Origin of the sequence: Williamsia sp. 1135 (assembly GCF_002095395.1) — a bacterium.
In the GTDB taxonomy this organism is placed as follows: domain Bacteria; phylum Actinomycetota; class Actinomycetes; order Mycobacteriales; family Mycobacteriaceae; genus Williamsia.
On record NZ_MJEI01000088.1, the window covers coordinates 1 to 14933 of the forward strand.

Here is a 14933-nt window from a genome sequence, read left to right on the forward strand (position 1 = left end):
CCGTGATGGGGCGGTCCGGATCGTCGAGGAGACGGGTAAACCGATCGCCCAGGTCGCGCGCGATCTGGGGGTCAACGAGGGCACCCTGGGCAACTGGGTCAACCGTGCGCGCGCCGAGCGCGGCGGCGAGGATGAGGCGAGCGGCGATAGTGCTGCCGAGCTCAAGCGGTTGCGTGCCGAGGTGGCCGAGTTGCGGATGGAGCGCGATGTTTTAAAACGATCGGTGGTCCTGTGGGTGAAGGAGGCGACGAAGTGATGCTGGCCCGCTTCATCGCAGAGCAGAGGACCACCTATCGAGTGCCACATACGGTCACGTGCGCGCTGCTTGGCGTGAGTATGGCGTGGTTCTACAAGTGGTTCAAGCGTTCTCAAAAGCCGGGTGCAGCAACAGGATTGCATACCGCGCGTGACTATCGGCGCGACACGGTAGACCGCGCAGTCAAGGTCAAGTTCATGACATTGCGGGGCTTGCATGGTTCCCCGCGGCTGCACGTGGACCTGCGTGAGGACGGGTGGACAGTGAGCGAGAAGACGGTCGCGGATTCGATGCGCCGGCAGGGTTTGGTGGCACGCCGGATCCGTCGCCGAAACGGGCTGACCCGGCAGGACAAGACGGCACCGAAGTTCCCGGATCTGGTGCGCCGGAACTTCACCGCGACGCGTCCGAACGAGAAGTGGGTCGGCGATATCACCGAGATCCCGACTGCGGCCGGGAAGTTGTATCTGGCGACCGTGATCGACCTCTACAGCCGCCGATTGCTGGGTGCGGCCACCAGCGTGCATCCAGACGCACCGCTCGCGTGTGCAGCAATCGAGATGGCGGTGGCCACCCGAGGCGGTAAGCAGGCCATAAGGCGTGACGAGGAGTCCGAACGGGTCATCTTCCACAGTGACCGCGGGTCGACGTACACCTCCAACAAGTTCACCAAGCTGTGCCGTCGGATGGGACTCCGTCAGTCGATGGGCCGCGTCGGGTCATGCTTCGACAATGCCGCTGCCGAAGCGTTCTTCTCTTCCCTGGAGTGGGAGGTACTGTCACGCAACGATTTCGAGACTCTTGCCGGAGCCAAGGCCGGTGTGCTTGACTGGTGTTACGGCTTCTACAACCACGTCCGCCGGCACTCCACGATTGGGATGGTCAGCCCCATCGACTACGAGAACGCTGCAGTCGCGGAGCCCGAAGCCGCATAGAGGAGTCCTCCACGATTTGGGGGGAACCACAAGCTGCCGTGGGAGGCGCCGTTGGTGTGGCCGGGGGTGAAGCGTTCGAGCAGGACGGTGTCGACGCCGCGGCGGGCGAGGTGCCAGGCCGCGGCCGAACCCATGGCGCCGCCTCCGACGACGATGGTGTCCACGCGGGTGGCGCTCATATGCCCGTTCCCACTTTCTCGTTGTCGTGTTGTTGTTCGAGGGTTGGTATGGCTGCGAGGAGGGCGCGGGTGTAGTCGTCGGTGGGGTTGGTGAAGATTTGTTCGACGGTGCCGGTTTCGATGGCGTGGCCGTCTTTCATGACCAGGACGCGGTCGGCGACGTGGTAGATGACGCCGAGGTGGTGGGAGATGAAGACGTAGGCGATGCCGAGTTCTGCTTGCAGGTCGGCGAGCAGATCGAGGATCTGGGCTTGGATCGAGACATCGAGGGCGGAGACGGGTTCGTCGCAGATGATGATGTCGGGGCGGGTGGCCAGGGCGCGGGCGATGGCGACGCGTTGGCGTTGCCCGCCGGAGAGTTGGCGGGGGCGGCGCCCGAGGTAGTCGGCTCCGAGGCCGACGAGTTCGAGTTGTTCGAGGACCCGGGTGCGACGGTCGGCGCGGTTGATGCCGCCGGTGGCCAGGAGTGGTTCTTCGACGATGCGGGCGACGGTGTGACGGGGGTCGAAGGAGCTGAGGGGGTCTTGGTAGATGACCTGGATGTTCTGGCGGGTCTGTCGGACTTGCTTGCCGGTCAGGGAGGTCCAATCGGTTCCGTGGACGCCGACGCTGCCGTCGTCGGGGGTGTCGAGGTTCAGGAGCAGGCGAGCGACGGTGGATTTGCCGGAGCCGGATTCGCCGACGATGCCGAGGGTTTCCCCTCCGTGGAGGGTGAGGCTGACGTTGTCGACGGCGCGCAGTCGCCGATTGCCCGACAACGCGAAGTGTTTGGTGAGGTTGTCGGCCTGCAGGACAACGTCTTCGGAGATCGGTGCGCGCTGCAGGGTCTGGACGCCGCCCGTGGAGGACAGGCGGGTGCCGCGGGCGTGGGCGACGGGGATGGCGTCGAGGAGTTGGCGGGTGTAGGCGTGTTGGGGGTTGTTCAGGACGTCGCGGGTGGGTCCGTGTTCGACGAAGACACCGTCTTTCATGACGTAGAGGTAGTCCGAGACGCGGGAGACGACGGCGAGGTCGTGGGAGATGAGCAGCAGAGCGGTGCCGTCACTGCGGCGCTGTTCGAGGAGTTCGAGGATCTGCGCCTGGACGGTGACGTCGAGGGCGGTGGTGGGTTCGTCGGCGATCAACAGGTCGGGGTCGGCGGCGATGGCGGAGGCGATGAGGGCGCGTTGGCGTAGGCCGCCGGAGAGCTGGTGGGGATACTGCGTCGCGCGCAATTGGGGGTCGGGGATGCCGACGGTGGTGAGCAGTTCGATGACCCGGGCGTCGACGTCGCTGCGCCCTACAACCCGGTGAGTGTTGAGCACCTCGCCGATTTCGGCGCCGACGGTCCGTAGTGGGTCGAGGGAGACGAGGGCGTCTTGCAGGACGAACCCAACCTGCTTGCCGCGTAGGGCGCGCCACCGCCGCTCGGAGTATTTTCGGGTGTCGGATCCGCCCACGTGTAGGCGGTCGGCTCGGACCTGGGCGTTGCCGCCGATGAGACCGACGAGGCTGCGGGCGGTGACGCTTTTGCCCGAGCCTGATTCGCCGACGATCGCGACGGACTGTCCGCGGTCGATGGTGAAGGAGATGCCGTCGACGGCGGAGATGGTGCGGGCGACGGAGGGGAAGCCGACCCGCAGGTTCGCGACCTCGACCAGTGGCGACGCGGAATCGCCGGTCGCGGGAGTGTGCGTGGTGAGGGTGGTCATCACGAGGTCCGTCCGTCGGTGCGTCGCTGGAGGTATTGGCCGACCACGGTGACCGAGAGAACGGTGAGCGTGATGGCGAGGCCGGGGAAGATGGCGGGCCACCAGGCAACGGAGAAGTAGGTGCGGCTGGCCGAGAGCATGCTGCCCCATTCGGCGGTGGGTGGTTGAGGTCCCAGACCCAAAAAGCTGAGGGAGGAACCGATTCCGATGGCCGAGCCGATCCCGATGGTCGCCAGGACCAGGACCGGTCCGAGGGCGTTGGGGATGATGTGGCGGCCGATGATGTTGGCCTGGGTCCAGCCCAGGGCTTTGGCGGCTTCGACGTAGACGGCTCCGCGCAGGCGGATGACTTCGCCGCGGACGAGTCGGGCGTAGCTGGGCAGGGTCACGACAGCGACGCCGATGATGGTGGTGAGGGTGCCGGGGCCGCGGGCGGCGACGATCAGGAACACCAGTAGCAGCCCGGGGATGGCCAGGAAGACGTCGAGCAGGCGGGAGACGACCCAGTCGCCGGTGCGGCCGCCGCGGGCGGCGAATACCCCGATCGCGGTGCCGGCCAGGAGTGCGAACACCGTTGCGCTGACGCCGATCAACAGCGACGGCCAGGCGCCGTAGATGATGCGGGCGTAGATGTCGCGGCCGTTCTGGTCGGTCCCGAACAGATGCTCCCAGCTGGGCGCCAGGAGCATGTCCAGTGGCTCACCCGCGTTGGGGTCTTTGCCCGTGAACAGCGACGGGAACAGTGCAGCCAGGGTGATGGCGGCGATGAAGATGCCACTGAGGATCACCGAGATGCGCAGACGCCGGATCCGTTGCACCACAGTCTGCCCGGCGGCGAAACGGACGGCCGGTGCGGGGTCGGGCAAGATGTCGGGCGTGGTCATCCGGTCACCTTCTCTGCTGTGGTTGCGGACGAGCTCTGGGTGCGTAGGCGGGGGTCGAGCCAGCCGTACGCTGCGTCGATCAGGGTGTTGACGATGGTGTAGAACGTGGCGGCGATGATGACCACGCCGAGGACCAGAGGCAAGTCCTTGCTGGTGACCGCGGCGATGGTCAAGCGGCCCAGTCCTTCTCGGGAAAAGACCTGTTCGACCACGACGGCGCCGCTGATCAGGGCGCCGATGATCCAGCCCCACAACGTGATCACCGGCATCGCTGCATGCCGGAGCACGTGGCGCAGCAATACTGCGGTCTCCCCGACGCCGCGGGAGCGGGCGGTGACCACGAACGGTTCGTCCAGGGTTTTCTCGACGCCGTGGCGCAGCACTTGCGAGAGCAGGGCGGCCGGCGCCGCCGCCAGCGCGATGGCGGGCAGCACCAGCGAGGAGACACCTTGCGAGCCGACCGAGGGGAACCAACCCAGCTCGAAGGAGAAGATGGTGAGCAGCAAGATCCCGAGCCAGAAGGTCGGGACGGCCACGGTCAGCACCTCGAAGGAGGTGATCGGTCCGCGGATCCACCCGGGGCGGTTCGCGGTGGCCAGGCCGACCACCAGAGCGACCACCAAGGACAGTATTGCGGCGACGATCACCAATTGCAGTGTCGGCCAGATCTGCCCGCCGATGGCCTCGGTGACCGGCATCCGCAGCGCGTAGGACCGGCCCAGGTCGCCGTGCAGCAGGCGCCACAGATAGTTTCCGTACTGGGTCAGGATCGGGTCGTCGAGCCTGTAGTCGCTGATGATCTGTGCCCGCACCTCGGGTGAGACCTGGGCGGTCCCGATGATTGAGTTGATCGCCGAACCCTTACCGGAGTGGATCACGATGAAGGTGGCAGTGATCGCGCCCCACAACACCAGCAGCGATACGGCCAACCGACGGGCGACCGCCCGACCGAGAGTCCGAGTGCGCGGAATCTCGGTCGGGACAGCCACCGTTTCGATCACGACTGTCATTGCGTGACCCAGGCGTCATAGAACGTCGGGAACGCCTGTGGCTCGAACTTCACACCCTGGACGTTGTTGTTGCGACCCAGAGCGTAGTTGAAGACGTAGACAGGGAAGACCGCGGCGTCGTCGGCGATCTGCTGCTGTGCGCGGCCGTAGATGGCCGACTGCTTGGCCAGGTCGGTCTCGGCCAGTGCTGCCTTCAGATCGGCGTCGACGGTCGGGTTCGAGTATCGCGCAAGGTTTGTGCCGAAAGAATCTCTCGGGATGTTGCTCGAGTCCGAGAGCGTGCGGAGGGCATCGGGTGATGCGCGTTGCCAGCTGATGTCGAGTACGTCGTATCCGTTGGTGTAGAGCGCGGTGTAGTACTCATCGACGGTGATGTTCTTGATCTGGTAATCGGCGCCGAGCTTCTTGGCCGACGATTGCACCTGCTCGAGCAGGGTGTCGCGCTGTTCGCGGGCGTACTCCTTGAGGTACGGGTGCACGACGGTCAGGCGCTTGCCGTTCTTGGTGCGGTATCCCTCGCTGTCACGTCCGGTCCAGCCGGCTTCGTCGAGGAGCTGGTTGGCCTTGTCCTCGTCGTAGGTGTAGGCCGACTCGCTGTCCTTGTTGTATCCGACCGTGGCAGGACTGAGGGTGTTCTTCGCGGGCTGGAAGACACCGAAGTACAGCTTGTCGACGATGGTGTCCCAGTCGATGCCGGCCCGGAAGGCCTCGCGGACCTTGACATCGGAGAACACGCCGGCCTCGGTGTTGGGGTAGTAGTTGTAGTTGCCGCCGGGTGCCTGGGCGGTGTCGACGGTGAAGCCGGGGGTGTCTTTCAGCTGCGAGACGTTGACCGGTGGCACGCTGGCGATCGCGTCGACCTGGTTACTGGTCAGCGCGCCGTAGCGGGAGGAGTCCTCGGGGATCTCCTGGATGCTGATCGCCTGCAGATGGGCCTTGCCGGTGTGGTCGGCATTGCCCGGACCCCAGTTGTAGGCGTCGTTCCGGGTGTATTCGATGCCCTTGTTAGGTGTGTAACCATTCTCGCTGACAAACGGTCCGGAGCCGATAATTTTGCTGCACAGTGCATCCGGGCTCTGCGTCAGGGTCGAGGGCGCCTCGATACCGAGATAGGCCGTGGCCAGCGACGGCAGGAACGCAGAGTTCGGCTCGGAGAACGTGACCTCGACGTGTGTCGGGTCGATGACGTTGGTGCCGGTGTAGGTCGCGATGGTGTTGGCGGCGAGCTGTGACTTGGTCGCCGGGTTGACGATGTGGTCGAGGTTGGCCTTGACCGCGTTGCCGTCGAACTTCTCGCCGTTGGAGAAGGTGACGTCGTCGCGCAGGGTGAACGAATAGGTCAGCTGGTCGGGGGAGACATTCCACTCAGTTGCCAGCCACGGATCCAGGGTGCCGTCGGCGTTCAGCGCGACGAGCGAGTCCACAATCGGCCGGGTGTAGAAGCCGGCGATGTCGGCGGGACTCTGATGAGGATCGATGCAACCGCCGGGCCCCGAGGCGCTGGCGAACCGGAGTGTTCCGCCGTCGACGGGATCGCCGGTGGCGGTGGCGGATTCGCTGCTGTCTCCCGAGCTACAGGCGCTGGCGATGAGTCCGATCGACACGGCAGCGAGGACGGTGGCCTTCGATCGGTGTCTGAAGCGGCCGGGTGGTCGGGACATGGGTGTTCTCCTGAGGTGATGGGTGACTGACGCTGGGGCTACAGGAACCGCTCACAAGCAGGCGTGAGCGGCACAGGGTGAGGCAAACCGACTTCATCGGCCGGGTACGGCTGATCATCGAACTCCCGATATCTCTTCGGGTTCGCATGTGTGAACCCGCGCTTGCTCCATGCCCGTTGCGGACTGGAGCCGTGTCTTTTATCCAGGGCACCCCGCCGCGGTGGAGGGTTGCCGACCAGCCAGCTGGAACTTGGCACTGGTACTCGTTGACACATGGCAGTCGAAGTCCACCAAAGGGTTTGGAGTCGACCGCCTGAACAGAAGGGTACGCAGACTCGCCACAGAATCAGTAGTTCGTAGGCACTTCGAATCTCGAAGAACTTAATCTGGCGCGGAGATGTCACCAGGGTCTAGTGGAGCCGTTCGACGGATGGCACTGGCGGCCGGTGCATCAGTTTGCTAGCATTCGTCTCGGTCACGAGTATCAGCGCACAGCCCCGGCTTGCTGATCGGCAACCCTCCACCGCGGCGGGGTGCTCCGGGTGATGACCTGGCCGGCTGGAACCCTCAGTCGGCAAGCGCGGACCCCCTACGTCCGGTAGTCGCAGATCAGTTCTGCGACCCCTGTGCGTTGTGGCGTCCTCTATCTCGCTGGAGGATTGACGATGAGTACCACCACCGAACTCGAATGTTCGCTGAAAGCCGTTGCCGAAGTAGAAGGTTCGGACCTGCGAGCACCGCTGGCAGATGGTTCGACCACCCGCTACATCAACTTCGACTACGCGGCCAGTTCGCCTGCGCTCCGGAGCGCGGTGAGTCGGATCGGCGAGTTGTTGCCCACCTATTCGAGCGTGCACCGGGGCGCCGGATACGCATCTCAGGTCACCACACAGGCATACGAAGACGCCCGGGCGGTGGTGACCGAGTTCGTCGGCGCCGCTGATGACCAGTGCCTGGTCTTCACCAGGAACACCACGGATTCGCTGAACCTGTTGGCCGGCTGCGTACCGGGTCCGGTGGTGGTACTCGACATCGAACACCACTCGAATCTGTTGCCGTGGACAGATTGTCACGTCGTCCAGGCTGCGAACAGTGTCGAGGAGACCGTCGGACGGGTGGACACAGAACTGCAGCGCACCGGGGCCGCGTTGTTGGCCGTGACAGGCGCGTCCAACGTCACCGGCGAGATTCTGCCGATCCGAGTACTCGCCGATCTGGCCCATTCACGGGGAGCGCGGATCGTCGTCGACGGTGCTCAACTGGTCCCGCATCGTCGGGTGTCCCTGGTCGCGGACGGCATCGACTACCTGGCCTTCTCCGGCCACAAGGTCTACGCCCCATTCGGTGCCGGAGTCCTTGTCGGACGACGGGATTGGCTGGACGCGGCCCCGGCGTATCTCGCCGGCGGTGGAGCGGTGCGCAACGTGACACGCGACGACGTCGAGTGGGCACCGTCGCCTGCTCGGCACGAAGGCGGATCGCCCAACGTGCTCGGCGCAGCAGCGCTGGCGGCCGCCTGCGAGGAGATCGCGTCGTTGGGAGACGCTGCAGCGCTCCATGAAACGGCACTCACCGAGCAACTGCGGTGGGGTCTTGCCGCCGTCGACGGTGTCGAGGTGCTGAAGATCTTCCACGACATCTCAGACGCCGTCGGTGTCGTCAGCTTCGTCGTCGAAGGCCATCGGGCGGTGGATGTGGCGCGGTATCTGTCCACCGAACACGGCATCGGCGTGCGGGACGGCCGGTTCTGCGCGCATCCGCTGCTGGGCCGACTCGGCCACGACGGCGGAGCAGTTCGGGCCAGTCTTGGCCTGGGCTCGAGTTCTGCCGATGTCGACGCGTTGCTGTCTGCGCTCGCGCAGTACGTCACCCGCTGACCAACCGCCGACGGTGCCAAAGCAACCGCCGACCGTGCCGAACCGACACGCGAGCGTGCCAAAACTGCGGTCGGACGGTACCTTTCGGCACGGTCAACGGCAGTTTCGGCACGCTCGACGGTGTTATCGGCACGCTCGGCGGAAGGGCCGGGGTGTGATCAGCCTGCGGACACAGTGCGGGTCAGCAGGTTTGCCAGGGTCTTGCTGAACGCCGCAGGCTGTGTCGGGCTACCGCCTTCGGCCAGCAGGGCCGCACCGTAGAGCAACTCTGCCGTCTCCCGGAGCGCAGCATCGTCGCCGCGGTCGGCGAACGCCTTCTGCAATCCCGACGTCAGGGCGTGGTCCGGGTTCAGTTCGAGGATGCGCTTGCTCTCCGGCATGGGGATCCCGGAGTCGCGATACATCTTCTCGAGTGCCGGGGACAGGCTCTGTGCCTCGCCCACGATGCACGCCGCCGAGTCGGTCAGCCGCGACGACAGGCGCACCTGGCTGACATCGTCGACGAGCACGCCGGTCAACCACGTCAGCAGTTCGGCGAACTGCTCGTTGTCCTTCTTGTCGTCGTCGTCCTTGTCGGTCTCGTCACTCAGGTCGACCTCGCCCTTGGCGACCGACTGCAGGGGCTTGCCTTCGAAGTCGGGAATCGACTGGATCCACATCTCGTCGATGGGGTCGGTCAGCAGCAGCACCTCGAGGCCCTTGGCCTTGAACGCCTCCAGATGTGGGGAGCGCTCGATCTGCTCCCGCGATTCGCCGGTGGCGTAGAAGATCTGGCTCTGCGTGTCCTTCATCCGCTCGACGTACTCGGCCAGCGATGTCGCTGTGTCGACCGAGTGGGTGGAGCTCAGCGAGGTGATGGCCAGCAGGGCATCGCGGTTGTCGACGTCCTGCAACAGACCTTCCTTGAGGACGCGTCCGTACTGCGACCACAGGGTGTCGTACTTCTCGCGGTCGTTCGCCCGGAGATCCTTGATGACCGACAGCACCTTCTTGGTGAGCCGCCGCCTGATCGCCTTGATCTGGCGGTCCTGCTGCAGGATCTCGCGGGAGACGTTGAGCGACAGATCCTGCGCGTCGACCAGACCCTTGATGAACCGCAGGTACTCGGGCATCAGCTCTTCGCAGTCGTCCATGATGAACACCCGCTTGACGTACAGCTGCACGCCTGCCTTGTGCTCGCGCATGAAGAGGTCGAACGGTGCGGTCGACGGGATGAACAGCAGGGCCTGGTACTCGAACGTACCCTCGGCTTTCATCGGGATGATCTCGAGCGGGTCATCCCACGCATGGCTGACGTGGCGGTAGAACTCTGCGTACTCCTCGTCGGTGACCTCGGACCGAGGCCGGGTCCACAGGGCCTTCTGCGAGTTCAGTGTCTCGGTGACGTGAGTGGGTGCCGGCTCGGTTTCTTCAGCAGCCTCAGCATCAGTCTCGGCATCAGCGTCCTCGTCGGTCTCCGGTGCCGGGGGAGCGGGCGGGGCGGGCACGTCCATGCGGATCGGCCACGAGATGAAGTCGGAGTACTTCTTCACCAACTGGCGGATCTGCGACACCGACGCGTAGTCGTGCAGGTCGTCTTCGGCATCCTCGGGCTTGAGGTGCAACGTGACCGTGGTGCCCTGCGGCGCATCCGCGACGTCTTCGATCGTGTACGTGCCCTCGCCCGCTGACTCCCAGCGCGTGGCCTGCTCCTCGCCGGCCTTGCGGGTCAGCAGGGTGACCTTGTCGGCGACCATGAACGTCGAGTAGAAGCCGATGCCGAACTGGCCGATCAGCTCCTCGGACGCCGCCGAGTCCTTGGCCTCCTTCAGTTTCTTTCGGACCTCCGCGGTGCCCGACTTCGCGAGCGTGCCGATGAGATCGACGACCTCGGCGCGAGACATGCCGATGCCGTTGTCGGAGAGGGTGAAGGTCCGGGCCTCAGGGTCCAGGGATATCTGGATGTGCAGATCGGAGGTATCCGCCGCGAGGTCCTTGTTGCGGTAGGTCTCCATGCGCAGCTTGTCGAGGGCGTCCGAAGAGTTGGACACCAGCTCACGCAGGAAAGAATCCTTGTTCGAGTAAACCGAATGGATCATGAGGTCGAGCAATTGCCGCGTCTCCGCGGCAAACTCCATCTCTTCGACCTGAGCGCTCACGTTGAAGCTCCTTGGGGTGTTGTGCTTGTAGTTGGTGCGTGGAGTTGTTGCGTGCTCCGACCGATCATTTTATGCAGGCGGCTCGTAGTACATTCAGACCTCATGTCTGGTACCCCCATCCGGCGGCAGCCGTGAGCCCGGTCATCCAGAACGTGCTCGGTCGGGAATTCGAGAACCTGCATCCCAATTTGCAATGGCGATATGGGATCGATTCCACCTCTCAACTCTCCCAGGCCTCGCACGGGATCATGGAGTCGGTATACAGCTCGCCCGTCGTAGCCACCGGTCTGCGTCATTTCGGGAAGCGCAACGCGATGCCGATCAGGACGAGCCGACTGGTTCCTTTCACGATGCACAACTACTGCTATCGGGACGAACTCGGTCGCGAATCGCTGGCGGTGATGCGGTCGCTGAACTACACCAGCGGCGCGCATGGACTCAATTCGCTGCTCGTGGACGGCAAGGAAGGCCTGGTCGACTACTTCGGCGACGGGCCGGAATTGCTGTGGCCCATCGAGGCATCGGTGGACCGGCACGGCTCGCTGGTGTTCGAGAGCGGACCGATGCGCCTGCTGGCGGGCCCGAAGATCGGGATGCGCGGTTTCATGGCCGCCCGCATGCAGTACATCGAGGGCTGGGACGATGCGCACAATCGCTTCCGCGTCGATGCGACCGTCCGCAACCCGGTTCTCGGGGAGCTCATCCACTACCGGGGCTGGTTCACGACCCACGACGAGCCGTGCTCCTTGCGGGAGATCCCCGACGAGGCCTGGCCGGTCCGCCTGGAGGCGCGCGAGCGTTGAGCTCGCGTCGCGCGCCTCGGTCGGCGCGTCAGACTCCTGCGACCGCGGATTGGGTCAGCCCGAGGTGATCGCGCAAGGTCTCGCCCTCGTACTCGGTGCGGTAGACGCCCTTCTCCTGCAGGAGGGGGACGACCGTGTCCGCGAACTCGTCGAGCCCACCCGGGGTGATGTGCGGGACGAGGATGAATCCGTCGCTGGCGTCGGCCTGGACGAATTCGTTGATCGTATCGGCCACGGTCTGCGGCGAACCGATGAACGCCTGCCGACCGGTCACCTCGATGATCAGTTCCCTGGTCGTCAGGTTCTCGGCTTCGGCCCGCGCCCGCCACTCGGCCGCGACATCGCGCGGATCGCGATGGATCCGGACGCTGGCCCGGCCCTTGGCGACGGTGTTCTCACCGGGCAGCGGATCGATGGTCGGTAGCGGACCGTCAGGGTCGTGGTCGGAGAGATCCCGGTTCCACAACTGCTCGAGGAACTTGATCGCAGTCTGCCCGCTGACCTGCTGAAGCCGGATCTCGTGCGCGCGCTCGGCCGCGTCGGCATCGGTGTCGCCGAGGACGAACGTCGCGGCGGGCAGGATGAGGAGCTCGTCGTGGCCGCGACCGTAGGTCGCGAGTCTGCCCTTGACGTCCTTGTAGAACGCCTGACCGTCGTCGAGGGTCGAGTGCCGCGAGAAGATGGCGTCGGCGCGCGCTGCCGCGAACTCCCGGCCGTCCTCTGAATCGCCTGCCTGGAAGATGACCGGGCGCCCTTGAGGACTGCGCGGGACGTTGAACTGACCGGAGATGTCGAATTGATCGTCGGTGTGCCTGAACGATCCCACGTCGGGCCGGCTCAGAAAGATTCCTGATTCCTTGTCGGCGACGATGTCGTCGGCCTTCCAAGAGTCCCAGAGTTCGGTTGCGACCTCGAGGAACTTCCTCGCCCGGCCGTAGCGCTCGTCCTTCGGGAGGTAGCCGCCGCGGCGGAAGTTCTCGCCGGTGAACTCGTCCCACGAGGTGACCACATTCCACGCCGCCCGGCCGTCTGTGAGGTGGTCGAGGCTGGCGAACTGGCGGGCCACCTCGTACGGCTCGTTGAAGGTGGAGTTGATGGTGCCCGTCAGGCCCAGCTTGTCCGTGACGGCCGCCAAGGCGGCGAGGATGGTGAACGTGTCCGGGCGCCCGACCACGTCGAGGTCATAGATGACGCCGTTCTGCTCCCGCAGACGCAGGCCCTCCGCCAGGAACAGGAAGTCGAACCTGGCGCGTTCCGCGGTCCTGGCGAAATGGGTGAACGAGTCGAACTCGATGTGGCTGCCCGCGGCCGGATCGCTCCAGACCGTGGTGTTGTTGACCCCGGGGAAATGTGCCGCCAGGTGAACTTGCTTGGTCATCGGTTGATCAGCTCCTGTGCTCCTGCGTAACGGTTGGCGGGCCGGGTGAGGCCGAGGTTCTCGCGCAACGTCGTACCGGCGTAGCCGGTACGGAAGATGCCGCGGCGCTGCAGCTCCGGGACGAGTGCCGACGTGATGGCTCGAAGGTCGTCCGGAATCGCTCCGGGTCGCAGTCGGATGCCGGTGACACCTGCGGCCTTGAGTTCTTCGATCCGGTCGGCCAGACCGGCTGCGGTGCCGACGAAGATCTGGGCGTCACTGGTGTACTCGGCGCCCGCGCGCTCGTCGAGCCGCGACTTGCGACTCGCTGCCTCGGAACCGGACTCGGCGAGGAAAACGACGAGATCGGCGAAGACGTGGACGGTGTCGTCGCCGCGGCCCGCCCCTAGCTGAGCATCGCGGATCTTGCCGACGATGGATGTCGCGTCGGCCGGGTCGGTGGGGGTGATGAATCCGAGGTCGGTGGACGCGGCGATCAGTTCGAACGGGATCTGCTGATGGCCCAGCGCGGCGATGATCGGCTGGCCCTGGGGTGGGCGCGGGGTGATCGATGGCCCGCGCACGCTGAAGAAGCGGCCCTCGAAACCGATGTAGTGCAGCTTGTCGCGGTCGACGAATCGCCCGGTGGCCTTGTCGCGAATCTCGGCGTCGTCTTCCCAACTGTCCCAGAGGCGCCGTAGCACCTCGGCGTAGTCGCCGGCTTCCTCGAAGAGGTCGGCGATGAGCGCCTGCGCGGTCGGGCCCGCGAGGTCGGCTCTGTCGAGCCGAGGGAACTCTCGGCGTCCGAGAAGAGCCGCCTCATGCGGCTGTGCCGAGACCTGGAGCCTGACCCCGCCCCGGCCTTTGCTGACGTAATCGAGCGTCGCGATCGCCTTCGACAGGTGGAACGGTTCGGTGTGCGTCACCACGGCTGTCGGGATGATCCCGATGTGTGTGCTCGCCGGCGCGACTCTGGCCGCGATGAGAACGGAATCGAGACGCCCACTGACGAGGTCGGTGCGCGGTTGCAGACCCTCCAGCGTGGCAGACCGCAGCCCGAAGGAATCCTCGATCGTCACGAAGTCGGCGAGACCGCGTTCGGCCTCCGCCACGAGTTCGCCCCAGTAGCGCGGCGAGAGCAAGCGGTCCGGTTCGGCGTACTGCTCGCGCCACGCGGCGGGATGCCACCCCGCGCCGTCCAGCGCGATTGCCAGATGGACCTGGTCAGATGTCGGCATCATTCATCTCCTGTGGTGTGGTTCGGCGGGGCCGGCGAGAATTCGAACTCCCACCTCAGGCTGACAACGCCCCGTGCGCGGGTGGAGATTCCGCAGCGGCCGGGCTCGGATCAGCGTGAATCTAACCCTCGCCGGGGCGGCAGTTCGGGTGCTCAATGGAGAGAACACTCAACCGGGAGCTGCCGCATGTCACTGTTCACCACGCTGATGTCGGTCGACCATCTGCTGATGGCCGCCGCCGCCGTGCACCCCGAGGCCCCGCCTCCCCTACCGATGATCGAGCGGTGCGGGCACGCCGCGGTAGCCACTCAGGACAACGACGGTGTGCGATGACACGCGCCGACTCTCTCGTGCTGGTGCGGGTGCGTCCGAATGATGCCCTGGCCAGGACAGTGCTCTCCGAGCTCGCCATCGAATACAGCCACCGCTACGGCGGCACGTCGTGCAACTGGTTCTCGAAGCTGACCAAGCAGTCCGTCGACCGAGACGGGTCCTTTCTGGTGGTGGTGGCAGAAGGTGTCGCGGTCGCCGGAGGCACCTACCGCCCCGTCGATGAACAGACCGTCGAACTGAAGCGGATCTGGACCGCGTCGAAGTTCCGTCGCCAAGGACTCGCGCGGCGGGTGCTCGCCGATCTCGAAGCCGACATCGCGGGCCACGGTTACCGGCGGGTCGTGCTGACGACCGGTCCGCGGCAACCCGAGGCGCACAGCCTCTATCGCGCCGCGGGCTACCGACCGTTGTACGACACGGGCCGCGATGCCGACGAGATCGGCCTCCACCGTTTCGAAAAGGACATCGCCGCCGGATGCTCGCTGGCGGCCTCCGCCTGAAGTGGCTCGTGCGCTCGGAGTGAAACCCTCTGTAACGCACAGTTGTTGAGAAGTGTCCAGGTCGGGTGTCC

The 14933-nt window shown here is 65.4% G+C and carries 14 protein-coding genes and 2 riboswitches; of the genes, 6 read left to right on the top strand and 8 right to left on the bottom strand.

Annotated features, from left to right (window positions below; translation table 11 throughout):
- Together BFL43_RS11465 and BFL43_RS11470 are read left to right on the top strand one after the other, a co-directional pair.
- Window positions 1-256: transposase (locus BFL43_RS11465; protein WP_084889703.1), on the top strand; the 256-nt coding region annotated here is incomplete at its 5' end.
- A complete protein-coding gene (locus tag BFL43_RS11470) occupies window positions 253-1191 on the top strand; it encodes an IS3 family transposase (RefSeq protein ID WP_084889697.1) in 939 nt (312 codons plus the stop codon). The genes BFL43_RS11465 and BFL43_RS11470, both read left to right, overlap by 4 nt.
- On the opposite strand, the gene BFL43_RS11475 is transcribed toward BFL43_RS11470, so the two are convergent.
- The 5 genes from BFL43_RS11475 to BFL43_RS11495 are packed head-to-tail and all read right to left on the bottom strand — an operon-like array spanning window position 1152 to window position 6616.
- The gene (locus BFL43_RS11475) at window positions 1152-1370 is read right to left on the bottom strand and encodes an FAD-dependent oxidoreductase (protein ID WP_276206106.1); all 219 of its coding nucleotides are present in this window, start codon (window positions 1368-1370) and stop codon (window positions 1152-1154) included. The two genes, BFL43_RS11470 and BFL43_RS11475, sit on opposite strands and share 40 nt — an antisense overlap.
- Window positions 1367-3061 (bottom strand): ABC transporter ATP-binding protein, encoded by a 1695-nt coding sequence (locus tag BFL43_RS11480; protein ID WP_084892680.1) that lies wholly within the window; start codon window positions 3059-3061, stop codon window positions 1367-1369. The genes BFL43_RS11475 and BFL43_RS11480 overlap by 4 nt, the downstream gene beginning before the upstream one ends.
- Window positions 3061-3945 carry an ABC transporter permease gene (locus BFL43_RS11485; RefSeq protein ID WP_084892681.1) on the bottom strand — a complete coding sequence of 295 codons (885 nt, stop codon included), beginning with the start codon at window positions 3943-3945 and terminating at the stop codon, window positions 3061-3063. Before BFL43_RS11485 ends, BFL43_RS11480 begins: the two co-directional genes overlap by 1 nt.
- Entirely contained in the window at window positions 3942-4955 is a 1014-nt protein-coding gene (locus BFL43_RS11490) for an ABC transporter permease (protein ID WP_240498205.1), read from the bottom strand. The genes BFL43_RS11485 and BFL43_RS11490 overlap by 4 nt, the downstream gene beginning before the upstream one ends.
- Window positions 4952-6616, bottom strand: a complete 1665-nt coding sequence (locus tag BFL43_RS11495) for an ABC transporter substrate-binding protein (RefSeq protein ID WP_084892682.1) — start codon at window positions 6614-6616, stop codon at window positions 4952-4954. Before BFL43_RS11495 ends, BFL43_RS11490 begins: the two co-directional genes overlap by 4 nt.
- 153 nt (window positions 6617-6769) lie before the next feature.
- Window positions 6770-6888, bottom strand: a riboswitch (SAM riboswitch).
- Window positions 6889-7089: 201 nt separating this feature from the next.
- Window positions 7090-7203: riboswitch (SAM riboswitch) on the top strand.
- Window positions 7204-7281: 78 nt separating this feature from the next.
- On the opposite strand from BFL43_RS11495, the gene BFL43_RS11500 reads away from it, so the two are divergent.
- Window positions 7282-8493 carry an aminotransferase class V-fold PLP-dependent enzyme gene (locus tag BFL43_RS11500; RefSeq protein WP_084892683.1) on the top strand — a complete coding sequence of 404 codons (1212 nt, stop codon included), beginning with the start codon at window positions 7282-7284 and terminating at the stop codon, window positions 8491-8493.
- A gap of 158 nt (window positions 8494-8651) precedes the next feature.
- On the opposite strand, the gene htpG is transcribed toward BFL43_RS11500, so the two are convergent.
- Entirely contained in the window at window positions 8652-10631 is a 1980-nt protein-coding gene (htpG, locus tag BFL43_RS11505) for a molecular chaperone HtpG (protein WP_084892684.1), read from the bottom strand.
- Between the two features lie 131 nt (window positions 10632-10762).
- Between htpG and BFL43_RS11510 the strand changes: the two genes are divergently transcribed.
- Window positions 10763-11434, top strand: coding sequence for a DUF4166 domain-containing protein (locus tag BFL43_RS11510; protein ID WP_084892685.1), 672 nt, complete (start codon window positions 10763-10765; stop codon window positions 11432-11434).
- Window positions 11435-11462: 28 nt separating this feature from the next.
- On the opposite strand, the gene BFL43_RS11515 is transcribed toward BFL43_RS11510, so the two are convergent.
- The gene (locus tag BFL43_RS11515; RefSeq protein ID WP_084892686.1) at window positions 11463-12812 is read right to left on the bottom strand and encodes an NtaA/DmoA family FMN-dependent monooxygenase; all 1350 of its coding nucleotides are present in this window, start codon (window positions 12810-12812) and stop codon (window positions 11463-11465) included.
- The gene (locus tag BFL43_RS11520; RefSeq protein ID WP_084892742.1) at window positions 12809-14029 is read right to left on the bottom strand and encodes an LLM class flavin-dependent oxidoreductase; all 1221 of its coding nucleotides are present in this window, start codon (window positions 14027-14029) and stop codon (window positions 12809-12811) included. Before BFL43_RS11520 ends, BFL43_RS11515 begins: the two co-directional genes overlap by 4 nt.
- A gap of 186 nt (window positions 14030-14215) precedes the next feature.
- On the opposite strand from BFL43_RS11520, the gene BFL43_RS28935 reads away from it, so the two are divergent.
- Window positions 14216-14362, top strand: coding sequence for a hypothetical protein (locus BFL43_RS28935; RefSeq protein ID WP_168176616.1), 147 nt, complete (start codon window positions 14216-14218; stop codon window positions 14360-14362).
- Window positions 14359-14862, top strand: a complete 504-nt coding sequence (locus BFL43_RS11525; RefSeq protein ID WP_084835216.1) for a GNAT family N-acetyltransferase — start codon at window positions 14359-14361, stop codon at window positions 14860-14862. Before BFL43_RS28935 ends, BFL43_RS11525 begins: the two co-directional genes overlap by 4 nt.
- The last annotated feature ends 71 nt before the right edge of the window (window positions 14863-14933 follow it).